The following is a 26,459-nucleotide window of genomic DNA, read 5'->3' on the forward strand; positions in this document are numbered from 1 at the left end:
CATGTAAGAAATAACATTCTAAAAAAATCGCAGAACATTTTCCAGTAACTGTTGATTATCTGATTGATTTTTCGAGGCAATAATCCATTTCCAAATCTATTGTTCAATACCATTTTAAGTTTCGGCAACTAAATAACATGGATAAATTAGCAGTGAACGATTAGAACAATTGTGCTTAATTGCACTATAGTATTCGTTAAACATCAAGTTTATGATTAGGAAATTTAAAAAGGATGCAATCCATGCGGCGGACTCGATTGACTGAAAAAATTGGTTTAAAGTTTCCAATTATACAGGCCCCTATGGCAGGTGGTGCTACTACTCCTGAGTTAGTTGCTGCTGTAAGTAATTCAGGAGGTCTAGGCTCGTTAGGTGCAGGATATATGACTCCTGCTGAGATAAGACATGCTCTAAAAACAATTCGTAAATTAACGAATAAACCTTTTGCAGTTAATCTTTTTATTCCAGAAGCGCATTATGCTTCTGAAGAGCAAATTCAAAAGTCCTGTGCGGATATTAAACAGTCCTGCCCTGAATTAAAAATAGAGATTGAGCCAGTTACAAAACCTTATGCACAATCTTTTGAGGAACAAATCAATATAATTCTCGAAGAAAAAATTCCTGTTTTTAGCTATGCATTTGGTTTGTTGGATTCTGAATGGATATCAAAATTAAAGAAAAGTCATACCATTTTAATCGGTACAGCGACAACCTTAACTGAAGCACGGATGCTTGAAGAAAGCGGCATTGATGCAATTGTTGCTCAAGGAAGTGAAGCAGGTGGACACAGGGGGACTTTTATCGGTAAAGCGGAAGATGGATTAATTGGCTTGTTTAGCCTAATACCTCAATTCGTGGATCAAATCAAAATTCCTATTATTGCGGCGGGTGGAATTATGGATGGAAGAGGAATCATTGCCGCGACTTATTTAGGTGCTGAAGGAATACAAATGGGAACTGCTTTTCTCAGTTGTTTTGAATCCGGTATTCCAGATGCATATAAACAGGTTTTACTGACACAGCAACACGATAATACTGTGCTTGCACGGGCTTTCTCTGGAAAATTAGCCCGAGGAATACGCAATCAATTTATTGAACGCATGGAGTCAAGAATAATAAATATTCTTGACTACCCCATTCAAAATACCTTAACAAGCATGATGCGAAAGAAAGCAAAGGAACAAAACAACATTGAGTTTATGTCAATGTGGGCCGGTCAATCTGCGCAATTATGCAGAAATACGAGTGCAAATGAGTTAATAAGAGCTTTGGTACTTGAAGTAGAAGCTTTGAACCCAACAGACACGTGAGTAATCGTAATAGTACAGAGATATAAATTAAGCCTGTAACAGGCTTAATTTAAAATCACATTTAAATAGTATCAGTGTAAAAAAACAGAGTTAAGAATACATATTCATTCCATTGCCATTAGTTTCATCAAACATTTCAACATCCTTCTCAAAATCCATAGAAAACTCTTCCTTTGTTTCCTCCTGTAACGATTCAGCAAAGAAACCTCTCCCTGACTGAGTAACTGAAACAGATCTTTGACTCTCTAGGGGCATGGAGGGGGATGTAAAATAAGATTGTGTTTCTGGGACACTTTTCTTTCTTTGCAAATACTTTATCTGTCCCTCCAAGTGCTGGATTATCTGATAGTCACTTTGTTGTGGGGTTTTGATCATTTGAAGTGATTTAATGGTTTGTCTATAAGTCGCAATGGTTTCTGGTATTAATTTGTTTTGAATATGAGATTTGGCCAGTGCTAAAAGCTGCATTGCCATATTACGACATACACCATCGCTTGGTGTTTCATTGATTACAACAGGGTTAAATAAAGGCTTCTCAGCAGATAGAGACAATTGGCTTAACATGTTCTCTATACTGAGATCAATTTGTTGAATTTCACTAATTGATATGGCTTCAAATTGTGTGAAAAGAGCTTGTTCTTGTTGTCTTGTAGCTTGTCCTTCACCCAGTAAAAGCTCATGATTTGCAAATTTGGATGACCCGATATATGAGTCTGTTGAAAGTGTTCTTTCATAATGCTCATGAAATTTCCTGAAATTTGCTACTGGATCACCGATTTTCTGTTCCGCAACAGTTTTATTTTTAATCAGACCAAATGCTTTTATGGCATTTGACATTGCTTCATCTCCTGCAGGTTGATTGAACGACTCATAACACGCATCGGCTAAATCAATATACAGTTCTACTAATTTTCTATAACTTTCATCATCTAACTCAGTTTGCAGGAGTTGTTTTATGGCATCCAGATAACATTGGCCTGCTTTTACGTATTCCGTTATATTAAAATAAAAGGTAGCCAGATCATAATAGGCATCGGCAAGATCATGAAAGTCAACCGCTGTTTTATTGATGATCCGTAAAAATGAATTGATACCTTGTGTGTATTCATCGATTATTATTTTTTTTGCAGCATGTTTACGTTCTAGATATTTAGCATTTGTAATTTTTGATTTGGCATGTTTGCGGTATTCTTCGTCCATAATTTAAGCTCTCCATTAATTTCATTAATTGACTTCACCATCACCGTATCATTAACAGATATAAAAAAACAATGAGTACTCTTTGTATTTAAAAATGGGAGTATGTGAATGAATTTGAGTTGTTGTCAAAAGAAATTCCCGAGCTCCCATGCGGGCTCGGGTTATGATTTTTGTATGTTGTTTTTCTTTTTACTCTACTGTGATTAGGGTTGATAATTCGCGAAGAGCAATAAAGAAAATTGTGTAATCAATACTTGAACTACCAAGCAGCATCTCCAGCAGTTTTTCCCATCGCTGGTGAATGAAAGGATTTTTTTCGAACCAATAGGCAATGAGCTCATCCGAGTTAAGTGCTTTTTGATTATTCATTAAAATGACAATAGTCAAACGACGTTGCAAGTTATCAAGTTCATCACGTAAAGACAATCGTGCCAGACTATTCCAGTGGCCTTCACGAGAGTCATTACCAATTTGATCACGAAACCAGACCAGACTAAATTTACTGCCTACTTTAAAATAAACTTCGGCGGTTTTTCCTAAGTCAAATTTATTTTGTGTTGCTACCTCCACTACATTTAGTACGGTATACATAGCTCGGGTAGTAGCAATTTTTTTCGCAGCCTCTTCGGGCAAACCAATATCTACAAACTGAATAACAATTTGATTAAGATATTCTTTAGTGACCCCCGCCATTAAATCAGGAATCGATTTTTCAAGTTTAGCTATAGATTGACTGTAATGAGCAATATTATTGGTAATTTCACCGGCAAGACGTTTATGATGTAAAAACCACCGAGTTGCTAAATTCATTAATTGCCTGACGTGGTGAAGTAACTCATATTGAGTGTGTATTGTCACTTTATAATTAAGCGAATCAATCAATCGATATAAATCATCTATTCGATAGGCTTTCGCTGCAATAAGATAAGCACGAGCAATATCTGCTATTGTTTGTCCAGTTTCCATCTGCAGTCGGTACATGAAGGTAATACCCATACTGTTAACAATTTGATTACTGAGTTGCGTTGCAATAATCTCACGTCGCAAACGATGTGTTTGCATGGATTTGGCATACAATTTGATTAACATTGAAGGAAATCCCGTCTCGAGTATGGTTGCAAAATAGGGATCGTCAGGTAAGTCAGATTTTAATAATTCACCTGTAATATAAATCTTTGTATAGGCCATAATAATGGATAATTCGGGACGCGTCAGTGCTTGGCCTGCAGCTTTACGTTCCAGAAGATGCTTCTCATCAGGAAGGAATTCAACGCTTCGGTCTAAGTGCACCGATCCTTCCAGTTCTTTAATATATGCTTGGTATAAACCGCTATAAGCTAAGGCATTTGTAGCAGAAAAGCTCAAAACCAATGCTTGATTGTAATTATCATTTAAAACGAGCTGAGCAACCTCTTCAGTCATTTTTGTTAGTAATTGATTGCGCTTTTTCTCCGTAAGTTTTCCCTGGATCATTTCCTTATTCAGAAGGATTTTGATATTCACTTCATGGTCAGAGCAATTTACTCCTGCGGAGTTATCAATTGAATCAGTATTAATTAAACCGCCTTGAAGCGCAAACTCAACTCTTCCAAGTTGAGTAAAACCGAGATTACCTCCTTCACCTACAATTTTGCAACGTAATTCATTGCCATTAACCCGACAAAACTCATTCGTTTTATCGCCAACATCAGCATGTGATTGAGTTGATGCTTTAACATAGGTACCAATACCCCCATTAAATAATAAATCAACCGGTGCTTTTAAGATTTCGCGGATCAATTCATTGGGTGTCAATGAATCGGCTGTAATCGAAAGTGCTTTTTTCACTTCAGGGGTGATGGTAATGGATTTGCTTGAACGAGGGTAAACTCCTCCACCTTTGGAAATTAATCGAGGATTGAAGTCTTCCCATGATGAAGTAGCCAAATTAAATAAGCGTTGACGTTCTGCAAAGGTTTTGGGGCCGTTAGGATTAGGATCAAGAAATATATGACGATGATCAAATGCTGCAAGCAAAAGAGAATGACTGGTATAGATAAGCCCATTCCCAAATACATCACCACTCATGTCACCAATACCCACAACAGTAAAATCCTGCTCCTCGATGTTAATATCCAATTCGCGGAAATGCCGTTTAACTGATTCCCATGCACCGCGAGCAGTAATTCCCATTTTTTTATGATCATAGCCCGCAGATCCCCCGGAAGCAAAAGCGTCGCCAAGCCAGAAGTTGTATTCTTTAGCAATACCATTTGCAATATCAGAAAAAGTTGACGTTCCTTTGTCTGCTGCTACAACAAGATAAGGATCAGCCTCGTCATAACAAACGGTATTTTGGGGTGAAATAACTCGGTCATCTTCAAGATTATCAGTCAGATCAAGTAGTCCTCGTATAAATGATTTATAACAGTAAATGACTTCTTGTTTTATCTGGTCGCGATCGAGCATGTTGATTGATTTTTTTAAAATAAAACCTCCTTTAGCTCCAGAAGGCACGATCACTGAGTTTTTTACTTTTTGAGCTTTCATCAAACCGAGAACTTCAGTACGAAAATCCTCTGGACGGTCAGACCAGCGGAGACCCCCACGTGCTACTTTAGCACTGCGTAAATGTATGCCCTCAAATCGTGTTGAATAAACAAAAATCTCATACATGGGTTGTCCGGGAGGTAAATCAGGTACTTTGGCTGAGTTGATTTTAAATGACAAATAGTCTTTAGGCTGGCCATCGGAACCTAACTGAAAATAGTTGGTCCGAAGGGTCGCTTTAATTAAAGACCAGAAAAAACGGATGATGTGGTCTTCATCTAAGCTGGTAATGGCATCAATATCGGTTCGAATTTCTTTTTCCAGTTCGGTCTTTTTATTTTTATTTGTAGTATTTTGCTTCAGACCAAATTTTAAATAAAAAAGTTGAACTAGTTTTTTGACAATTGCAGCATAAGTGGCAATGGTTTTTTCAATATACTGTTGGCTAAAGCGAAATCCAATTTGTTGCATGTATTTGGCATAAGCGCGAATAATAACAATCTCTCGCCAGGATAATCCTGCGCCTAAAACTAATTTATTAAAACCATCATTCTCACAAATTCCAACACTTATTTTTATTAGGGCTTCATTAAAAATATTTTTTACCTGGTCGAGGGTGAGGAGGTTGGAATGGGCATAGGTAACATTAAAATCACTGATCCAAACAAATTGATTGGGTGCAATAGAAATTTTATACGGTCTTTCCGTGTAAGTTCTTAGACCCATATTTTCAATCATAGGTAGGATATCGGAGAGAGCGATGGGTGTGCCATATCGATACAATTTAATATGTAATGTATATTCACCCCGTGGTGATTCAAAAAAAACAATCGTTAATGGTTCCTGCAGAGATAGTTTATCAATTTGCAAGAGATCGGTGATTGCTTCCTCAACAGTATGTTGTTCACAATAACTCATTGATAATGACGGGAGGTATTTTTCGACAAATTTCTTTCCTTTTTTACGGCCTAATTGTCTTATTAGTTCTTGATCCAACTGATCTTTCCATGAGTTTTCCATTTTTCAGTCTCACAAAGGTTCAGTATTACTATTAAATAAGTATAGGTCATGAAATAAATTGTATGTAATAGGAATCCAGTGAAATAGATTGCTCAAATTAAATTATAGAGTTTATTATCCAAATGATTAAAGCAATTAGGTTTTGTTTCGCTTAAGCCGAAATGCCTAAATTTTTTCTCGAAAAGTTAAAAACTTATGTCCCAGATAAGTGGTAAATGTAGGAGAGGCGAGTCCAATTGCGTGCGCAATTTCTAAAGATTTAATATCCATAGCGGGCAAAAGATAATAGGCAAATAATAAACTTATAAGCAAGGTTTGCGACATACCAATTAAATTAATCAGAATAAAAAAAATAATGGATCGAGTAAATGTTTGCCCGCTTGTTTTAAATACATACAGTTTGGCAAGAATAAACGATACAACCATTCCAGTAATGTAGGCTAAAATAATGGATGTTGAATAACTGAATGAATAACTATAGATGATTCTGCTACAAAAGTTTACGGTAACTGCTATTGCTCCTGCCATTAAAAAAGCAATAAATTGTTTTGATTTAAAATAATAGAACACAGAGTAATCTCTCCTTTAGTTTTATCTTATGTATTAAAAAATAATAGCCTGTATTTGTTCCTTTTTTGGGATAGGCCCTATAGTGAGTTAGTGAAGGAAACCTGATTTTTTCTTATATAAAACAATAGATTATGTGGGTGATGCTAGTTTTTTTTTAAATTATTCCAAACTTTTTTTCCTATCCAAAAAATAATGAGGCAGATACAAATCCATAACAAAATTAACGGTAAAAAATACACAAAAAATTCAATCAAACCGTATGTAAAATGACGTAATTGATCTACTAAGGCATGGTAGGAATTAATAAATGCTTCTGTTATTTTCCATTGTTTTTGTTGCCCTGTTTGAATTATTGGATTCATACTCAAGTTAATATTGATTAATGAATAAGCCACCGATTCTTTGTAATATTTAATCTGTCCTTGAATTACATCAATTTGTCCCTGTATATCACTTAATTGTTTAAACACACTAAGAACATCTGATGTTTCTTTTGCTTTGGCCATAATCTTGGATAGCTGCTCTTTAGCAGTTTGTAAGTTGTTAAGCTGGCTTTGTAAATCGACAAATTGTTGCGTAATGTCTTCGCCTGTTATTGATTCTTGGGTTACTTGTGTTGCTAATAATTTCAATGCACTTAATGCATTATTTAAGCCTTGAGCAGGTACTCTTATGCTGATATTTGCAGTGGTATTGCTTACATCATTATTATCTTGCATTAAATTGGAGTTTACAACGTAGCCTCCTGAGCTTTCCGCTAATTGAGAGATTTTCTCCATTGCTGAATTAATGTTATTAACTTGCAAGGAAATATTTGCATTACGAATAATCATGCCGCGCATTACATTTTCTGTAGGCTGGCTTGCATTAGACTGGTTTTTAACGTGCATTGCCATCGAGCCAACAGCGTAATCAGGTTTTCCAACTGCCGCTTTCATTGACATGGGACTTCCTGTATACATTGTTTTCCCGCTTCTGCCAAACCATTCGGAGATAAGAAATAATAGGGCTATGGTGCCAATGAATGCTAAAAAATAAAGGATGATTTTCTTCATTATTATTTTGCTCTCACAAGAATAGTCATATAAAGTGTGGCAAAGGTTCTTTAAATTGTAAAATAAATATACTGTTCTGTTGACGTCATATTTCTGCAGTGTTTAAGGCGATATCAATTACTCCATTTGTAGCAAACATACTGATAAAATGTTTATAAGCTTGAGCTTTATTTCCATGATCTGATGTGACAGAAAGAATCTCTTCAGTATAAACAGCGATATCCTCTACGATGCGTTCATATCGGTAATAGGCTAAAAGTGCTTTATTAATTTCGGTTTTGCCATAGCCTTTATAGAAAAGAGCTTCTTGATAAGGTTCATTCCAAACATTGGCAACTCCGCCCCCTATAAACATCAGATCGCGTTCTTTTGGCGCCATTATTGGATCATCCCAATCTACAATGTAGATAGAATGATGAGGACTTATTAATATGTTGCCAGCATGGATATCAGAATGACATAAGACCAATTGAGGCGAATCGTTTTGTATCTTTAGGGCGAGATGTTCCGCGCGTTCTACTAAGTTGACAATCACTTCACGGTTTTTTCTCATGAATGTGATCAGTTTTAGCGCGTACTCATCCACAGCAGATGATTTTTCAATATGCTCCCAAAGTGCTCGTACACTCTTTCTCCATGTCGATGCATACGATTCGTGTCGAAGTCGTTGTTGAATGAATACCGGTACATCGATTTCATGAATTTGCTTTAAAGTGGTCCCAAGCGTAATCCATTGTTCTTTTGTTAAGGCCTGATTAAAGCCATTATGTCCGTGAATAAAGGGATAAACGATGAGGCTAAATCCATCAGCATATAAAATGGATTGATTTGCAGCAGTGTTAATGGGTTTTATAATTTGCTGAATTCCGTTATCGTGTAAAAACTCCAAAATATCAATCGCTACATCATGATGATAACCTTTTTTTATTTTGACAAAATAAGACTGATTTTTTGTATCCGCTTTGTAAACTGAAGCATTCATATCTGCACCGATTGGGAGATAGGTAAGGGTGAGTGTATCGATGTGATAATCAGTTTTTAGGTGTTCAAGAATTTTTTGCTTCGCTAGAGATAGTTTTTCAAACATTTTGGACTACCAAGCAATGATTCATTTAATGCTATTCATATTAAGCTCGAAGATCCAGTAAAGAAGTAAAAAACCAGCAATTGTTGAATTAAAAATTGCTGGTTTGCCTAAATGGTTTTACCTAAAGTCTGAGAATTCTTATTTTTTATTGATGCTTGTCACAGAAAGCGACGCATACTTTATGTTCTCTGACTTCACCGCCACAAGCTGAATAACATGCTCTATAGGTTGACTCACATTGGCACGAGCTGGTACAACTGCTGCTTCGATCAAAATCATTCACTGATTTATTAATCGGTAAATCCATTCTTTTTCGATCTTTTTTATATTGTTTGTATTCAAACATCGCGTTTTGGTGTGCTCTCATACGGCAATTGTCATTGTCCACGCGACAACTTTGTTCGCAATTATTTTTACTTTGAATACACTGGGCTGTGCACATTTTTGCAATATCAGATTTTGGCGGAACAAAACTGTATTCAGTATTATAGATAGGACCACAGGCAGTTAACATGCCAACTAGAACTATAATTGAAAGAGTGAAGAATTTTTTTAGCATATTATCCTCTTTTGATGAGTTATGTGAAGCAATAGTTCTGGCATAGTGGTCGTGATGTATGCAGACTAGTGTCAAACAGAACAAATTAAGTGTATTTTATTCATGCCCAATTGAAAAAGCAAGCTGGGTACCTATTTGCAAACGTTAGGACCCTGGTTTGGGATCTAAAAAAGTGTTGTTACTTTTAATTATTTTTTGTTATATAATTAACCAACTTATGATTGCATCGATAATCCTGTTTTTGTACCATCAAAATTTTAATTGAAATAATGTCTATGGATACCTCATTTTTATTTGGATTTTTAACGGGTTGTCTTACTACTGCTCTAGCTGGATGGCACGTACAAAAATTCATAAATAATAGAAAAAATACTAAAAATATAAAAAATAAAAAAATATTGGGTTTGGATAAACTTTTTAATGATTATTCTCATTTTATGAATATCATTAAAAATGATGTGACTAACCCTAATAATAAGAATATAAGAGAGTTTCTCGTGGTTGAAAAAGAGGCTATATTGAATTCGTTTGTGCCTAGGTTTCGCTATGAATTGTCTACAGATCTTCTCCCTGCTCTAAATAGATTGGAAGAATTGGGTTATATTGAAAAAATAAAAAACAATTGCCTTCATTATAAAATTGAAGAAGATTTTATAATGCAACTCAACTCAACTCAAATCAATTAGGGACTGCTGACTATTCTACCATTTTGGCTCAATCCAGTGAATTTTCAACAGACCCTACTCATTAATTTAATGGGGTGCTCTAGTTAACTTGCAAAATATTTTCAAAATGAAGCTTCAGAAACCACAGCAGGCTCAGCCGGCTTTAGATTCACCTGATCTTTAATCTGTTTATGAATCAAATAAATGAGTGTCGTTCCCAAAAGGGCACAGGCTGGTATTACCATTAAGGCATGGAGGTAGGAGGAAAGGCTGTATTGTTTTAGTCCATTTGCAGTTAGATTCCCCTCCCAGTACCAATCCATTATTTTACCTATTAAAGTATGAAAAAATGACCCGCCAAGCATATTAATGCAATTCAAAAAGGCTATGGTTATTCCTAAATGTTTGTTGGAAACAAGAGTGGAGCCTGCCGCAAATACAATTACTTGATAGCAACACATAAGCCCAATAGTGAAAAATAAAGTACTAAGGAGCCACCAATTGCTTATACTTCCAGAGAGAATCATTATAAAAGCTAAGGTCAATCCAATTCCACATAACCCTATAACTGAATAGTTTCCTATTTTTTTACTAAGAAACGCAAGCAATGGCCCTCCAAATAACATACCTACAAAAATCAAAGAGGTAAGTAGGGCTGCATCCGATTTCGTAAATCCATAGGCGGTAGTTAAAAAAGATACTCCCCAAACATCAGCAAACCCTTCAAGTGCACCTACCATTAACAAATTAGCAAGGGCAAGAGTCCATAATATTTTTGAGGTGAACAAAATAGATAAATGAGATAGGTGTAACTCATTCGATATTGTTGCTTTAAAATTCCTAGGTGTACGCAAGACCAAATAAGCGAATACGCCTATACTTATGGAGCATAGTGCAAGCACTAATCCTATCTGTTGACTGCCGTAGGTCGAAAGTAATTGAGCTAATGGTTTACCGCCATAGACCGCTCCTAAAAGACCAACACTAAAAGAAAGTCCAACCATTTGGGAGTATTGAGTGCTACGAAACCATTCAGAAATAACTTTGGATACGCCCAAAAAACCAACAGCCGAACTGACCCCGATTAAAAATCTGCTGAATAAGGCCAGATAAAAATTCTGAGTAGAGGTAAAGAGCAGGGCGCTTAAACCACAAAGTAGTGCAAAGATAAAAACTACTTTTTTGGCTCCAAATTTTTCGAGCAATAATGCCATAGGAATTTGCATTCCTGCATATCCATAATAATAAAATGCAGCTAAGAGTCCAAAACTGGCTGCATCGATTGAAAATCGAGTCATTATTTCTTGCATCATCAATCCTGGCCATAGACGCAATATAAATTGAAGCGCAAAAAACGATAGTGGAAAAAACCACATAACAAAGGGCAAGCAATTGCTTTTTAGGTTAAAAGAGTTTGTTTGAGTCACGATACCCTCCAGCATTAATATTCAGTTATTCCAAACACCCGATGTTCCCCCTAGAGAGGTTCGGGAGTAAGAAATAGCTGACCGCTCTAGGGTAAAGAGGGCAAAATAATAATATCTACTGAAGAGCTTGCTGTAGGTAAAGAATCATGGCATAGCAGCAACTTTGCAGTAAACACTGCAGAAAAATTAGTGCTTTTTTTCGTATTGCGATGATTCATATTAATATTTGTTTTGATTGTAACTTTATCTACATAAAATAACATATCAAATTAAACTCCATTGTGTCAATTTAATTCTTTAGGTGTGCAGATTCTGGGTTTATTTATTATGGAATTTTAGGTCAAAGGAGTATTTGGAGATTAGCTTATAATATAGATGTGCGCAAAATAATAATCATGTTAAAGTCAAAGAAATATTTTCTATGTATTATAAAAAAATTATCTTATTTATATAAAGGAGATTGTCATAATGATAATTGAAATAAATGTTATTCTAGGAGGGATCCTTCTTGGAATTGCTGCGGGAATAATGCTGTTGGTTCGCGGTAGAATTCTTGGTTGCAGTGGTATACTTTTTCGCGCATGGGATTTTACAACTTATCGGCCAAGTATTGATAATATTTCATTTATTTCAGGATTATTTTTAAGTGGGGTTCTCTTTAATTTTCTTCAAACAGTTCCCAATCCTGCCACTGTTTTTAAAACGAATTATGAGCTACTGATTCTTGGGGGAGTATTAGTTGGTGGAGGGACCTATCTTGGTAAAGGTTGTACCAGTGGACATGGGCTATGTGGAATAGCACTCTTACGCAAACGCTCAATAATTGCTGTGAGTATCTTTTTCCCTGTTGCAATAATCACTTCCTGGCTAATACACTAAAGGTTAAAATATGAACTCTCTGATCTCATTAATCGCCGGCTTAATATTTGGTTTAGGTTTAATTTTAACGGGCATGTATAGTCCAGATATTATTATTGCGGGTCTAAAAATTGGGGCTGATACATTTAAGATTAACTTATATGTTACTTTTTTTATGGCTTTATTGGTTACTTTTCTTTTGTTCCAGTTGCGCAAATGGTTGACTAAGCCCTTACTAAGCAATTGTTATGAGTTACCTACAAAAGAAAAAATTGATTGGCAACTTATTCTTGGCGCAACAGCTTTTGGTGTGGGCTGGGGAATTACTGGAATTTGCCCAGGCCCGAATGTTGTAGGGCTTGGAATTTTCTCCTGGCCGTTTTATTGGATAAACTTTGCAGGAATTATTATTGGCTTCTTACTCACACGTTTTTTTGTTTTAAAACAAGCTATTCCTGGCAAATAGGGAAGTTATATATTATCCATTTTTGTTACTGGTTTTTTAAGAACCTGAAGCTTTATTTAGAAAATTCTTCAATGATTCTGCTCAAAAGGGGAAATGAGTCTACGTTATTGTATTAAACGTAATTCGACCTAACTGGCCAAATAACAGCCATGATCGTTTTTCTATACTAGATGGTTTCTTAGGTTTTAAAAAATAGGCAGTCAATCCTACCAATAAATTGACCATAAAATTTAAGACAGAACGATGTCTTGAATGTTCAATGTTGGAACTATTTTTAAGCTGATCGCAATATATTATCTTCTTTAGAGCAATCCTTATACAGTTATATCGAATTCACATTAATATAATAACCCAATCCCCGAATAAATCCTGAGACAAGCGAAATCACAGTATCGATTTCCTTTTTCAAACCGAGCATAATAAAATGGATTTTTTTAAGCTCTATTAATTGAAAACCCAAAAATGTTAAATAAAAATAACATTATACAATAGCTATACTGGAAATTCGTTTTAACCGGTTAGGATTATCTTCTATATACTCAGATGTTGTGGCAATATGGCCATGCCCCGCTAATCGAGAGACTGCTTTAATATCCGCACCTTGTTCAATAAGGCGTGTAATGAAGGCTCTTCTTCCAGTATTGAACTTACACCAACTAAACCAGCTTTATCATAAATTTTGAGAAACCATTTTTGCACACATCGGGATTAAGCCGCTACCTCTTTGTGTTTTAAATAAAGGAGCATTGAAATTAAAAAGTTCCTTTTCTTTTTGTCGGACGTAATGAATGTATTCTAATAAAGCAGATGCAACTTGTTTATTGGTGATGTAAACATACCGTCGTTTTTCGACTTTGGTCATTGCGCGTTTTAGCTTTAATAGGTATTAAATAAAATGGGCATATGAAATAAGCACTTCTCTCGCATTTACGATTCGCCTTGACACAAGAAATTATTGAACATATTATAAACAGTATGATTAAACATTCTAATATATAGTTATATATCAACCATATGTTGGTATTTTAATTAAAATGAGAATAAAGTGATGCAACCAAAAATATCGGCTGTTTTAAATAATTGTGCTTTGCATTTATTTACTCCTGAAATTAAAGCAGAAATTGAAAAATTTGCAGCCAATAAGTCCTATAATAATAATCATAATGATCAATACGATGTTTTAAAGAACATATTTGCCAAATTTTATGGGTTCTCTCCTGAGGAATTCACTTATGCCCAATTTTCAAATATCTTAGAGAATTATAACCTTCATGACTGCCAATTATTATTAGGCCCAGTATTAAGGCAATATATAAAAACAACAATGACAAAAGAAGATATTGTTGAGTTGTTTGCCATAAGCATAGATGTTTCACCTCAAGAATATATAAAGCTAAAAACCGAAATTGATGCTTCTACTGGAAGATATGATAGCCTATCCCCTGATGAAATAGCTGTTTTCATTGGTAACCCTTTAGGTATAAGTCTTACTTACCACTCTCAACATGGCAGTCCCCAATCTCTCCCCGCTGAATATTCTATTTCTTCAATTGATATTTTTCACCAGGGTGGTATTACAGGAGCGGAAGCCGGGGGACATTGGGAACGGGAAAATAACAGTGAAAATATAATTGATTTCAGCAAACAAAAGGATACCCAATTAACATTCATTTCATCCTTATTTTCAGAAGGTTCGGCAGATATGAGCCAATGCGGGATTTTACTGCTTAAAAAACATATTGAATTAACTAAAAATAATCCTAAAAATCTTAATGAATTGGTTTTGAAACTCAATGATCAAGCAAAGGCATTATCAGACCATCTAATGGAAGGGGAATTCCCAGATATTAATAAATTTGCTGAAGTCCTTAAGAATATTAAGTCTGAGCCTATACAAACTCAACTTGAGACTCAAAGTGAGTATCCGATTAGGTTCAAGCAAGTTGATGATAGCCATACTAATTATAATTTTTTATTTCAAACATCCACAAAAATGTTGACGCTTTTAAAAGATTCTGGTTTAGCTGTAGCCTACTTAACTATTTGTAGTTGTTCACCTATTCCTAACGGGAATCTCTCAAACTCTAGACTTTATAAAGAAAAATTGGATCAAATGAAAAGTGAAGATTGTACCCTCCCTACCTTGATTATGCGTAGTTAAGAGCTAATATCACGAGAATTCGATATAACTGTATAAGGATTGCTCTAAAGAAGATAATATATTGCGATCAGCTTAAAAATAGTTCTAACATTGAACATTCAAGACATCGTTCTGTCTTAAATTTTATGGTCAATTTATTGGTAAGGATTGGCTGCCTATTTTTAAAAACCTAAGAAACCATCTAGTATAGAAAAACGATCATGGCTGTTATTTGGCCAGTTAGGTCGAATTCATATTAAGCAATTTTTTACACGGACAGCTTTCTTCTTTTAATTCCTTGCCTTAAAATTATCCTGAAAATATTGACCCATACATGAGGTACTATGTGGCGTAAACTCAAAAGATTTTATCTTGCGATAATTTTACTCACGGCAAGTCCTATTCTTTCGGCCAGGGCTATTATTGATGCTGATGTTTTCCAAACTTTAAAACATTCCAAAACTTCTACTCAAACTCCTTTATCACTTCTGGTTTTTTTGCATAATCTTTCAGAAAAAGAATCGTTTATAGAGGAAATAAAAAAAATTCAGGATGTGCACATTCAAGATTTAGGCTTCATGCCCGCAGTAGCAATCCAAGTTCCCAGGAATCGTAACTTACTTTATCAAATTGCTAATTTTGATGCTGCAGCACAAATTTCTTCGTATTTTGCTGCTCAATCAGAGCTGGAAGTGACCGCTCAAGTTTTAAAACTGACACCTTCATCTTTTTATCCTAATGTAAGTAATTGGTGGGATCATGGTTATACCGGTCAAAAAGGGATTATCGGCATAATCGATACAGGAGTAGATCCTTTGCACCCCGCTTTATCCAATAAGCGATTAATAGTGCATCAAGAGATCGATTCTGGCTATTCTAATCTCATTAATGGAGTAAAAGAGCCTCATGCAACCGGTGTTGCCTGTATTTATGCCAGTAATCATGAAAAATACAAAGGTATGGCTTATGGCGCTTCTACAATTATTTCTGGACTAGCAGGAGAAGAAACAGCCGAACCTTCAAGTATCATGCGTACTATGGGAACTATGGATTGGATGTTGCACCGTTCTGAACTTAAACCTACGCTTATTAATTACAGTATGGGGAATGGTAGGCTGGATTTAACTTGTCCTGCGTGTCCTGACTGGAGTGGGCTTGCAAAAGTTATAGACTATGTGGTGAATACTCAAAAAATTCTCTGGGTAAAATCAGCCGGGAATGCAGGATATATAGAGCCTGCACATCAATTTACCTTTGCCTCCACCCTAACTGTTCCTGGCGATAATTATAATGGGATTACTGTTGCCAATATGAATACGCTTGTTTCTGAAAATGAAACCGTCGTAAAAACTGCAGATAGAAGTAAACATCGCATTAAGAATACCAGCAGCCGAGGTCCTACACCTTTTGGTAGACGCAAACCGGATTTAACTGCGCCTGGCCATGATACAATGACTTGTGCTCCCGACCCCAAAGTGTATGGCTTTATCTACTCCAATGCAATGAACTACAACGATGGATATCGTCTTATGGGGGGTACCAGTTCTGCAGCCCCGCATGTAGGTGCTTCTGCATTGTTATTACAAGATGCAGGGATTCATAATCCTATGGCCATTAAAGCGTTACTCATTAATAGTGCTGATACCTGGACAGATGCAGGTACAGCAGATTCCGGTCATTCTGAAATTATGGGTTCAGCTTGGAGTAGAACTTATGGCTGGGGTTACCTCAATATGGAAAAAGCATTTCAACAAAGAAACAATATTATTGAAAGTGAGTTAACTGTAGAAAACCCAATCTGGGAATATCAAACCATACTTAAAAGAGGAGAAAAGGTTACCTTAGTTCATGAACGACGTGTGGGATACACTTCTGAAGGAAACGAATGGGCGCTCAGTCATCTGGAGTTAACTCTTATCGATTTAGAACATCAAAAAGTGATTGATAGCGATACTAGCCCTATAGACACAGTACACCAAGTTGCAAATTGTAAGCGTGAGCTGCAGGAAATAAAATGCTCTGAGGAGAGCAAAACGATGAGGGTTTTAATAAGTGTTAAGTTATTGAATAAAATCATAGATGGTAGTTCAAGCGAACCCTTTGCAATTGTAGTTCCTTCACAGGAAAAGGAAAGCTGAGATAAGTGATGCAATTCCTAATGTTATTTTTACGAATCCACTGTTCTTAATAAAAGAATTCTTAGCATCAAGCGGCTAAAATTGGGACACTAAAAAGTCAAAATACTCCTATCTTTCCAACATATAAAAAAGGGTGTTTCAGCATCTCCTTGAATTAAAATTTATATACACTATGATCAATGTATAACCTAATAGGTTTATTTGTGAACAAAATTTGTTTGCTCTAAGCATTATCCATGATGAAAGGAAAATTTTTCTATAAGGAAAATTGAAAAACACACTTATTTGATATCGCAGATAAACAATAATCATTGAAGCACGGAAATGAACGCAGTGTAAAATATATTTAGGATTTAAATTATGAGAGCTAGATTTTTCGGACGAGTTTCCTCAAATCATGCACATTATTCCGTTATCAAAGAAGCGTACAGAGCACAAAAACCAGGTTTAATAAGCGGAGCTTTTTCAGGTAATAGTTGGCGCTACAAAAGCATGGAAAAAACCATAGAGCTGATAACAACTCCTGAAGAACAAAAAAGGCTACAAGAACAAGCAACAGAAAATTTAAATCGCTGGGCAAAAAAAAAATCTAGGGCCCCTTTGAAAGTTGAGGTTGTACCTAAAGATTGGGGAACTGCAACTCTCGAGGCAACGCGAGAGCATGGTGAACTTTATTCTGTATTGAATATGGCGAACTCGCTCTACCCCGGCGGGTCTGTATTAGAAGGAGGAAGTGCGCAAGAAGAAAATATGTGGCATCGAACCACGTGTGCACTTTCATTGATGGATGAATGGGTCGAATTTGATAAAAATACCAAATTATTTTTATATACTGAGGAAGGAAGAAAGCTGCTTGAGGCAAGGAAGAAAATGACTGATGTAGAAATCGATATTCTAAAAGAACGTTGTCCTGCAGCCTTTTCTTCTGATGAGCGTTACAAAGTCTTCTTTAGTAAAGAACCCAGAGTGTGCTTCAGAGGCGAGGAGCTGCATTTTGTCGCGTCATCAGATGAGTATATGTCGAGTGAATATGAGTCTAATCCTGATATAAGTTACTTGTTTCTTCCTGCATCAAGTATTTTTCCTTTTCATGAATTAAGATCGGCTGCTCCTGAACGCGTTTTTGAATCACAATCACAAGAGCCTAAGGTGTTAAAAGCATATGAAGATAATTTGCGTCGACGAATTGCAGCACAAATGGACACATTAATTCTTGAGGAACAATCTTATGCGATCCTCGGTGCATGGGGGTGTGGTGCATTTAAAAATGATCCCAAACTTGTAGCAAAAGTCTATGCTGAAGAAATTGAAAAAAGAGCTCACTTTTTCCAACATATCATGTTTCCCATAATTAATACTAATTCACACTCCCAAAATTTCGATATATTTTCAGAAACCCTCGCTGGAATAGAGCTTGGTGAAAACAGGGCACTTCGCACTATGAATAAAGCTTGAACTATTTTTCTTTGAAGTGCGCTTGCTGTAAACAATAGAATTACTACAGCTCAAGGAAGTACTTTAGAAAGAATAAAAATATTTGGCTTACCCTCACTATCTGTAGTATTAAAATTAAAAATAGATTTAAATATGTAACGGCAAACAAACACGTGGCTTTCTTAAAGCACTTACTGAAAAAGTAGGCCAGGATGCACGCAGGCATTTCGTACCTCCCTATAAAAAGAGCTCCTATTATAAGGACAAAAAATGATTTTAATGAACTTTTGGAGTTTCTTAAAAGAACTATTTAATAATTGGAGCCGAGATAGAGTTTCAAGTAAAGCCGCAGCGCTTGCTTATTATACATTATTTTCCCTTGCTCCAATTTTATTAATTTGTATTTTCATCGTAGGAACAATATTTGGTGAAGAAGCTTCGCGCAATCAAATTTTAGCCCAGGCAAGCAATTTAATAGGAAAAGAGCCTGCTTTACAACTTAAAGAAATAATTCAAAATAGAGCTCATCCAACCCCCTCTTCTTTAACAAGAATAATCAGCTTTATAGTTCTTTTGTTTACGGCCTCAGGAGTTTTTATTGAAATTCAAGTGGGATTAAATGAGATATGGGGTGTCAAAACAAATCCTGATACAGGATGGTTTGCAAAATTAAAAAGTCGTTTTTTTTCTTTTGTAATTGTTTTAGGAATTGCTTTTTTATTATTAGTCTCATTAATTTTAAGTACGGGTTTTACTCTCTTAAGTAATTATTTAAATTATATGATTAGTGCAAATATTTTAATGGATTTAATAATAAATCACTTAATCTCTTTTTTTGTTCTCACTGTATTATTTGCGATGATATTTAAGTTTCTACCGGACGTAGTATTAAATTGGCGCGATGTGTGGTTAGGGGCATTAATTACTTCTTTGTTATTTACCTTCGGAAAAATGCTCATTGAATTCTACCTTATGCAATTTTCTAGATATTCTATATTTGGCGCCGCAAGCTCTTTAATTATTATTTTAATTTGGGTGTATTATTCATCCCAAATTTTTTTTATAGGTGTAGAGATCACGAAAATATTTTCTATAAATAAAGGTAAAAAAATTAAAGCAGCGGAAAATGCCATCCTTAAATAAAAACAGCTGTTGGACAAAAAGAGCTCTTCCCTCGATCATGCTTGACATAATCATTCTCCGTGAATGAGATTAACAAAACAAGCCTACAATGGAAGATTCCTCTAAATACTAAGTAATCGGAAAGGATGCTGTATCACATGAGACGAGTACAAATACCAGAAAAGCTAAGAAATAGTGCTTTTGGAGGTTGAGTTATTCTATGCTTTGATCAAAATAATGAAAGGTTTTTATTTTTTTAATCCCAACTGCTGAGCGTCGTTTTCTTGTTGAGCTTTTGGACTATCGTGATCTTCGGCAGATTGTTTATGAGAAAAGAACATTGCTCCACACCTCAACTTGGCAGGTTTCTGAAATTCTATTTCGTATTTGATACCTAACGCATTAAATGCAACCTCACACGCGTCGGGCCTTTTAAAGAAAGCTTCTCTACGTTGTGCATGATACGCCATTAACTCACGATTAGACGCCACACTCTCTTCCATATACTGAACAAGTTGTGGCACATATTTCGGATCACCTTGTTCCAGACACAGAGAAGCCTTAGTATGGAGTTGCAATTTATCACCTGCTTCAACTTCATACTGCTTTAAAGGATCATGTTTTCCTGATCCATGAATGAAAGGTCTACCAAATGACTCACATGACTCTCTGGAATTACATCCCTCAATGACAGGGGGTAAAGTCGTTCCCTGTAACATAAGATGATCGAACACTGTCTGTTGAAGGAGTCCGGTATGAGCCACTACAACATCACCAGCTTTGAATACACCTATGTCTAAATCATCTTTTGTAAGATCAACAAGATGAATATTATCGTTTTTACCTTTTACTATTCCTATAAAATCAGCATCCAATGCAATTTTTTGTGGAAGTAATAATATAGAAGGTTGACCTGTTTTCTGGCTAAGTAAAAGATTGGCATCTACGATTCGCTGCATTTCTGTAACTTCATCTAAATTGCCAGTCTCTTTTATACCACCAGATTCAGTACTGTAATGTTTTTCAGGATACAAACCGTAAACAAGTTGGCTATTAATCCCAGTATTACTGGTAATATCTATAATTCTTTGCTCTATTGCTGATAAGGTGATAGAAGATATGTCTGGTAATTGAGATGCGGCTGCTGATGACAAGCGCATAGCTGATGCAGGAGGAAGTTCTGTGACAATACCATCCTGATCTGTTACAAAGCATGAGCCTTGATGCCAGTCAGTTGGTTCTAACCCAATGTAAGATGCTGCATTAAACATTTTTGTTTTCTTATCTTCTTCTTGAATGCTTTTATCTTCTGCAGCACAAACAGCAAGATCAACTTCTGGCAATTCAAGATTGTCTCTACTAGTATAATCATGAGGCAAAGATGATATTTTTACTGCGCCCAACCCAGTAACGATTCTGACTCCTTCTCTGTTAGGATTTGCTGATTCAAATCGCGAAATCATACCAATTAATTGGCGGCTGACTAAAGGTTCTTCATTTCTGTATATTTTTCTGGTTTTAGTGTTCATGAGGGTTGCACCAAGCCGGTCATCACATTGAATATCAAAGATTCCTTTAAATCCCATCTCGCGCAATTTTTGCATTAAAGTAATAGAGGCACGTTGGTGACCAAAACCTCTTCCGGTATTTACTACCACTCTTATCAAAGTCATTTCATTAAGAGGTTTTTGTGCCTTTTTTGTAGCTTTTAGATAAGACTCAACGAACTCTTGTGTGTCTTTATATGATTTTCCTTTGACCATTTCAAATGCATCACTAGAGGAGAGCTCTTCGGTTCTTTTTTGAATATCACTAATTGCCCTTATAGTATGGTTGCCAAAGTTTGGTGCGGTTACTTGTTCACGACTAAATCCTAGTACAGTCATAGCTTCAATTTGGGGCAGGTTCAGATCACGATATTTTACAAAAGCATCCTCTAGCGATGTCCCTTTTTCGATCTCTGTTCTAATGGCATTAATTGTATGGTAACCAAAGTTTCGTGCGGTTACTTGTTCACGGCTTAAACCTAATTTAACCCCTTCGTCTTGTGCATATTTATTTGGTGGATTACTAAGTGGATACATAACTTTATACAAATACATAACTCATCTCTCAAAAAGTTATCTTTTACATTATAGATGATGTTCAAAACTTTAACAAAAATTACAGGATGGGTGGTCGAAGGTGCTATGTATCCGGTACTATTTTCAAGTAAGTGAAGTTGAATGGTATCATCTTATGACTATGACACTTGGAGAATTTAAAAAATCATTAATGAACAAAAAGCGACTTATTTGAATACTCAAGGTAATAGGGATAAAAATAATACTCTTTGAATAGGTAGACTGAATGTATTAGAGCACTATTGGCACATGCACTTTAGTTAAACCTGGGTGTCGCTTTGGTGCACGCCCAGGCTTACAGGTACAGGTAAAGGTTCTTATTTTGAAATTAATTGCATGATTGCATCAATTGCCTTATCTAAGCTTAATTGTTGTGTTTCTCCGGTAGCTCGGCTTTTATATTCCACACAATTTTGTTCCATGTTCCGCTCGCTTATGATGATACGATGTGGAATACCAATTAAATCGTGATCTGCAAACAATACGCCCGCTCTCTCATTACGATCATCAATTAATACATCGACTCCTAATTCCTTCAGGCGTTCGTATAATGCATCGGCTTGTTTTTTGACTACCTCTGATCGATGACTATTTAAAGGAATTATGACTACCTGGAAGGGTGCAATATTTTGAGGCCAGATAATTCCATGTTGATCATGATGTTGTTCAATGGCTGCTGCAACCACACGGGTGATACCTAAGCCATAGCATCCCATTAACATTGTTTCTAATTGGCCTTGCTCATTAATCACTGTGGCATTCATGGCTTTAGCGTATTTATCACCTAATTGAAAGACATGCCCAACTTCAATGCCTCGGCAAGAATGAAGTATTCCTTTGCCATCTGGACTGACATCGCCTTCTTTTACATTACGCAAATCAGCAGCAAGGTACTCACTGACATCTTTATCCCAAGCAGCATATTGATAGTGTTTATCTGCCTGATTGGCGCCACAAATAAAAGAATCCATAGCAAGTGCATGATGATCCACAATTACTGGAATAGATAAATTGACCGGTCCTAATGAGCCAATTGGTGCTTTCAAAGTTTTTAAAACACTTTCCTCATCTATAAATTGTAAGGGGGAATGTACTGAAGGATGTTTCATTGCTTTGACTTCATTCAGCTCATCATCACCTCTTAAAACCAAAGCAACCATAGGATGCTCTCTTCCCTTTACAATCAAAGTCTTGATGGTTTGACTGCTTGCGACGACTAGGAATTTTGCCACTTCTGCTATGGTTTTTTTGTTTGGAGTATCAACCAAAATCATTTTTTGGTTGGTAGGGGTTGCTTTTTCTGGTTTTAGACTGGTAGCTTGCTCGATATTTGCTGCATAATCCCCTTGGTCGCTGTAGAAAATCAAATCCTCTCCAGAATCAGCCAACACCTGGAATTCATGAGATGCAGAGCCGCCAATAGCTCCTGTATCTGCTTCAACTGCACGATATTTGAGCCCTAGGCGATCAAAGATCCGGCAATAAGCTTGATACATATCTTTGTAGGTCATCTGCAGGCTTTCCAAATTTAAATGGAACGAATAAGCATCTTTCATAATAAATTCACGGGCACGCATTACACCAAAACGTGGTCTGATTTCGTCGCGAAATTTAGTTTGGATTTGATAGAAACTTGCTGGCAATTGCTTGTAGGATTGTAATTCATTACGCATGATGTCAGTAATGACTTCTTCATGAGTAGGGCCAAAACAATAGTCTCTTCCATTAGCATCTTTCATGGTGAGAAGGAGCCCGCCAAAGGTATCCCAACGCCCAGTTTCTTGCCATAGTTCAGCAGGTTGTACTGCAGGCATGAGCAACTCCATGGAATGAATGCGATTCATTTCTTCGCGAACTATTTGTTCTACTTTTCGTAAGACTTTTAAACCTAGAGGCATCCACGTATAAAGGCCCGAGCCCAGTTTACGAATCATTCCTGTTCTCAGCATCAATTGATGGGAGACTATCTCCGCATCGTTTGGAGTTTCTTTTAAAGTTGCTAAAAACCATTGAGACGCACGCATTTCTACTCCTGAAATAGTATTGTTCTTAATTGAAGCATTATACATAAGTTTGCGTTCAAAAACAGATGAGATAACATCAGACATCTCTTCCAAGCTCCCCTCAGAAGAGTTTGGAAAGAGGTCGATTGATAATGTAGAGCTGGTCTTCAGTGAAACTTATTCAAGGTTCTATTTTGGCATATGGGGTAGGGGCTTTAGATATTATACCCTCATCTTGGCTTCTTCTAATAATCCATTTAATTTATAAGCCAGGTGTTCATAATTTTTTCCACCCAGTTGACTGAGTTCATACTCATAATTTTTAAAATGAACTTTACCTGTTTGGACATTATAAACGGCTCCAACCATGGAAATATCATTTTGTTCTATCATTTCATGGAGAATAGAGCTGCGCTCATAAATTTTTTGTATGGTATTGGCTACGTTTAACTCAGTGACGTTATTCACAAATGTTTTATTTTTACTGTGACGGCTTGTTTCCGTTTCGCATTCGGCATTGATTGCGGGCTTTATTTTGTCAAGTAATTCCGTAATGTGACCTTTTTCAACTCCATCACATGCAGATTGAATGGCTCCACAACGTGTATGACCGAGAACAATAATAAGTTTGACGCCAACAACATGACAAGCATATTCAATACTGGCCAGAATATCATTGTTTACCACATTCCCTGCTACTCGCACACAAAAAACATCACCAAAACTCATATCAAAAATTGTTTCTACAGGAACCCTAGAATCAATACAACCAAGAACGATGGCAATTGGATGTTGTGCTTTGGCGGTATACTTAATATCCAGTTGGTTCGATCGGTGAATCAGGTTATCGTTGAGGAAACGTTGATTTCCTTCATACAAAATTTTTAATATTTGCGCTGGTGACAGATGTGATTGCACGTCATACGTTGTTACATTGATAAAATCAATATAATTATGAATTTTATAATGTTCTTTGAATCCAATCAGATTCAAGGAAATTTTTTTATTCGGAGCTTGTTCCTCTTTAAACTCCTTTAACAGCTCGGAAATTTCTTTATCAATGTACTGAGTATACCGTGCGTCAATAATTAATTGCGATTCTCTAGGTATGGACGTAAGTTCAGCAACCAGTGCTGCTTTATTAAGAAAGGTCATTTGCTGTGGGAGGACCAGGCGATTAACTTCTCCAGTAGGATGAATTTCCTTAAGAATATCAATCCGCACCTGACTGTTTGACTTTAAGATATAGAACAAACTGACGGCTAGCCCAATTAAAATACCCATTAGCAGATTAAATGCAATAATACCAATCACTGTAGCTAAAAATGGAATAAAGCGATCACTTCCTTGAGCATATATAGAGCGATAAATAGATGGTTTATTCAGTTTGTAACCTGTGTAGATCAAAATGGCAGCTAATGAGGATAAAGGTATTTTATTTAGCATGCCTGGAATCAACATTACTGCAAAGAAAATAAAAATTCCATGTAAAATAGTAGATATTTTGCTTTTAGATCCGGCCTGGATATTAATAGATGTTCTAACGATTACAGAGGTAATTGGAATTCCTCCAATTAGACCTGCTGTCATGTTTCCGACTCCTTGAGCAACTAACTCTCTATTTGAGGAGGAATAACGACGTTTTTTATCCAGCTTCTCCCCTGCTTTAAGGTTCAATAAGGTTTCGAGAGAAGCAACAATGCCAATGAGAAAGGCATATAAATAGACTTTGGGATTAGTCAGGGCAGACCAATTTGGGTATTCCAATTGGCCAAATAGATCATGAAAACCGTTACTCTTAGGAATGTTAACCAGTTGTGGTGAATTTTGGACCAGACCTGAATCAGTCCATAAAAAAAACTCATTTAGCAGTACACCTAAAAGAACGACAAGAATTGGTGCTGGTATTTCTTTTAGTACCTTATTTTTGGTCAAATCAAAATAAATTAAAGTAGTGAGAGAAAGTGCCGTAATCAACATTGCCCCGGTATTGACATGGTGGTATAGAGCAAGAATAGGGCTCAATGTGATTTCTTCAGTTGTTTCTAATAAATGTTTTTTGAGTTCATTAAAATCTGCAGAAAGCGTAAATGCTAGTGGTAATTGTTTGATTATTAACAAAATACCGATTGCACAGAGTAGTCCCTGAACCACATTAGAGGGGACGTAATCTGCTACAAACCCCGCTCGGAAACTTCCTATTATGATTTGGAGTAAACCAGCAAGTAAGAGGGCAACTAAAAATGAGTTGAAATCTCCAATATGAGCTATGGCAGCAACTACCACAGCAGCCATGCCTGCAGCAGGTCCACTGACACTAACATGTGAGCCGCTTATAAAACCGACAACAACTCCTCCAATAACTCCACTTAAAATTCCAGAAATAAGCGGGGCGTCAGAGGCGAGAGCAATACCTAAACATAATGGGATAGCAACAAGAAATACGACTATGGCTGCTACAAAATCAAATTTAAAATAACGTTTTGCATAAATTCGAAATATACGCGAGTCAACCGTTGTATTTGTAAACATGAATTGCGTTCCTCTATTGAACTAAGTAAAAATAATTAATTGATTAATATAAATTATTTTTTGATTTTAGATTATTACTGTTATTTAATAAAACATTATTGTAACAAAAATGTTATAAAATTGTTACGGATTAGTTAAGGTTTTGTGGTTCTTATTATCTTATTGTCTTATATAAATACATTACGTGGGTTTGATATGTTCATTAAATGAACTAATGAACT

At 36.1% G+C, this 26,459-nt stretch carries 20 protein-coding genes and 3 pseudogenes; 9 read left to right on the forward strand and 14 right to left on the reverse strand.

Features of this window, described 5'->3' with window-relative positions; genetic code table 11:
• The first annotated feature begins 242 nt into the window (after positions 1 to 242).
• Positions 243 to 1,310, forward strand: a complete 1,068-nt coding sequence (locus tag Ltuc_RS02740) for an NAD(P)H-dependent flavin oxidoreductase (RefSeq protein WP_058519818.1) — start codon at positions 243 to 245, stop codon at positions 1,308 to 1,310.
• Between the two features lie 90 nt (positions 1,311 to 1,400).
• On the opposite strand, the gene Ltuc_RS02745 is transcribed toward Ltuc_RS02740, so the two are convergent.
• The 6 genes from Ltuc_RS02745 to Ltuc_RS02770 form a co-directional block, all read right to left on the reverse strand.
• Positions 1,401 to 2,510 (reverse strand): hypothetical protein, encoded by a 1,110-nt coding sequence (locus Ltuc_RS02745; protein WP_065236203.1) that lies wholly within the window; start codon positions 2,508 to 2,510, stop codon positions 1,401 to 1,403.
• 189 nt (positions 2,511 to 2,699) lie between these two features.
• The gene (locus Ltuc_RS02750) at positions 2,700 to 6,059 is read right to left on the reverse strand and encodes an NAD-glutamate dehydrogenase (RefSeq protein WP_058519819.1); all 3,360 of its coding nucleotides are present in this window, start codon (positions 6,057 to 6,059) and stop codon (positions 2,700 to 2,702) included.
• Positions 6,060 to 6,224: 165 nt separating this feature from the next.
• A complete protein-coding gene (locus Ltuc_RS02755; protein ID WP_133138247.1) occupies positions 6,225 to 6,629 on the reverse strand; it encodes a GtrA family protein in 405 nt (134 codons plus the stop codon).
• Positions 6,630 to 6,772: 143 nt separating this feature from the next.
• Positions 6,773 to 7,684: a DUF4349 domain-containing protein gene (locus Ltuc_RS02760; RefSeq protein ID WP_058519820.1), complete on the reverse strand. Its 912-nt coding sequence runs from the start codon at positions 7,682 to 7,684 to the stop codon at positions 6,773 to 6,775.
• A gap of 85 nt (positions 7,685 to 7,769) precedes the next feature.
• Entirely contained in the window at positions 7,770 to 8,771 is a 1,002-nt protein-coding gene (locus Ltuc_RS02765; protein ID WP_058519821.1) for a phosphotransferase, read from the reverse strand.
• A 145-nt stretch (positions 8,772 to 8,916) separates the two neighbouring features.
• Positions 8,917 to 9,330, reverse strand: coding sequence for a hypothetical protein (locus Ltuc_RS02770; RefSeq protein WP_058519822.1), 414 nt, complete (start codon positions 9,328 to 9,330; stop codon positions 8,917 to 8,919).
• 275 nt (positions 9,331 to 9,605) lie between these two features.
• On the opposite strand from Ltuc_RS02770, the gene Ltuc_RS02775 reads away from it, so the two are divergent.
• On the forward strand, positions 9,606 to 10,016 hold the full coding sequence (locus tag Ltuc_RS02775) for a hypothetical protein (RefSeq protein WP_058519823.1): 411 nt from the start codon (positions 9,606 to 9,608) through the stop codon (positions 10,014 to 10,016).
• A gap of 101 nt (positions 10,017 to 10,117) precedes the next feature.
• Here the strand turns inward: Ltuc_RS02775 and Ltuc_RS02780 are convergent, their stop codons facing one another.
• Both Ltuc_RS02780 and Ltuc_RS15230 read right to left on the reverse strand, forming a co-directional pair.
• Positions 10,118 to 11,437 carry an MFS transporter gene (locus tag Ltuc_RS02780; RefSeq protein ID WP_133138248.1) on the reverse strand — a complete coding sequence of 440 codons (1,320 nt, stop codon included), beginning with the start codon at positions 11,435 to 11,437 and terminating at the stop codon, positions 10,118 to 10,120.
• A gap of 71 nt (positions 11,438 to 11,508) precedes the next feature.
• Positions 11,509 to 11,685, reverse strand: coding sequence for a hypothetical protein (locus Ltuc_RS15230; RefSeq protein ID WP_157064594.1), 177 nt, complete (start codon positions 11,683 to 11,685; stop codon positions 11,509 to 11,511).
• Between the two features lie 205 nt (positions 11,686 to 11,890).
• On the opposite strand from Ltuc_RS15230, the gene Ltuc_RS02785 reads away from it, so the two are divergent.
• Positions 11,891 to 12,301: a YeeE/YedE family protein gene (locus Ltuc_RS02785; protein ID WP_058519824.1), complete on the forward strand. Its 411-nt coding sequence runs from the start codon at positions 11,891 to 11,893 to the stop codon at positions 12,299 to 12,301.
• 10 nt (positions 12,302 to 12,311) lie between these two features.
• The gene (locus tag Ltuc_RS02790) at positions 12,312 to 12,746 is read left to right on the forward strand and encodes a DUF6691 family protein (protein ID WP_058519825.1); all 435 of its coding nucleotides are present in this window, start codon (positions 12,312 to 12,314) and stop codon (positions 12,744 to 12,746) included.
• Positions 12,747 to 12,845: 99 nt separating this feature from the next.
• Here Ltuc_RS02790 and Ltuc_RS15645 read toward each other — a convergent pair.
• The 3 genes and pseudogenes from Ltuc_RS15645 to Ltuc_RS02795 form a co-directional block, all read right to left on the reverse strand.
• A pseudogene (locus Ltuc_RS15645) lies at positions 12,846 to 13,031 on the reverse strand (hypothetical protein); the annotation flags it as partial.
• 196 nt (positions 13,032 to 13,227) lie between these two features.
• Positions 13,228 to 13,380: pseudogene (locus Ltuc_RS15845) on the reverse strand (tyrosine-type recombinase/integrase); the annotation flags it as partial.
• Between the two features lie 36 nt (positions 13,381 to 13,416).
• Positions 13,417 to 13,608 (reverse strand): hypothetical protein, encoded by a 192-nt coding sequence (locus tag Ltuc_RS02795; protein ID WP_058519826.1) that lies wholly within the window; start codon positions 13,606 to 13,608, stop codon positions 13,417 to 13,419.
• Between the two features lie 183 nt (positions 13,609 to 13,791).
• Here Ltuc_RS02795 and Ltuc_RS02800 point away from each other — a divergent pair, with 183 nt between their 5' ends.
• From Ltuc_RS02800 to Ltuc_RS02815, 5 genes and pseudogenes are all read left to right on the forward strand, one after another.
• Positions 13,792 to 14,907, forward strand: coding sequence for a hypothetical protein (locus Ltuc_RS02800; RefSeq protein WP_133138249.1), 1,116 nt, complete (start codon positions 13,792 to 13,794; stop codon positions 14,905 to 14,907).
• 65 nt (positions 14,908 to 14,972) lie between these two features.
• Positions 14,973 to 15,080: pseudogene (locus Ltuc_RS15650) on the forward strand (IS982 family transposase); the annotation flags it as partial.
• Between the two features lie 150 nt (positions 15,081 to 15,230).
• Positions 15,231 to 17,024: a S8 family serine peptidase gene (locus Ltuc_RS02805; RefSeq protein WP_058519828.1), complete on the forward strand. Its 1,794-nt coding sequence runs from the start codon at positions 15,231 to 15,233 to the stop codon at positions 17,022 to 17,024.
• Between the two features lie 360 nt (positions 17,025 to 17,384).
• On the forward strand, positions 17,385 to 18,479 hold the full coding sequence (locus tag Ltuc_RS02810; protein ID WP_058519829.1) for a poly(ADP-ribose) glycohydrolase domain-containing protein: 1,095 nt from the start codon (positions 17,385 to 17,387) through the stop codon (positions 18,477 to 18,479).
• 249 nt (positions 18,480 to 18,728) lie between these two features.
• Entirely contained in the window at positions 18,729 to 19,601 is an 873-nt protein-coding gene (locus Ltuc_RS02815; RefSeq protein ID WP_065236204.1) for a YihY/virulence factor BrkB family protein, read from the forward strand.
• A 227-nt stretch (positions 19,602 to 19,828) separates the two neighbouring features.
• On the opposite strand, the gene Ltuc_RS02820 is transcribed toward Ltuc_RS02815, so the two are convergent.
• The 3 genes from Ltuc_RS02820 to Ltuc_RS02830 all read right to left on the reverse strand — a co-directional run bounded on the left by Ltuc_RS02820 (position 19,829) and on the right by Ltuc_RS02830 (position 26,238).
• Positions 19,829 to 21,682, reverse strand: coding sequence for a hypothetical protein (locus Ltuc_RS02820; RefSeq protein WP_058519830.1), 1,854 nt, complete (start codon positions 21,680 to 21,682; stop codon positions 19,829 to 19,831).
• 338 nt (positions 21,683 to 22,020) lie between these two features.
• Entirely contained in the window at positions 22,021 to 23,727 is a 1,707-nt protein-coding gene (locus Ltuc_RS02825) for a proline--tRNA ligase (RefSeq protein ID WP_058521581.1), read from the reverse strand.
• Between the two features lie 201 nt (positions 23,728 to 23,928).
• The gene (locus tag Ltuc_RS02830) at positions 23,929 to 26,238 is read right to left on the reverse strand and encodes a bifunctional SulP family inorganic anion transporter/carbonic anhydrase (RefSeq protein ID WP_058519831.1); all 2,310 of its coding nucleotides are present in this window, start codon (positions 26,236 to 26,238) and stop codon (positions 23,929 to 23,931) included.
• Positions 26,239 to 26,459 lie beyond the last annotated feature (221 nt).

Origin of the sequence: Legionella tucsonensis, from assembly GCF_001468035.1 — a bacterium.
Taxonomy (GTDB): domain Bacteria; phylum Pseudomonadota; class Gammaproteobacteria; order Legionellales; family Legionellaceae; genus Legionella; species Legionella tucsonensis.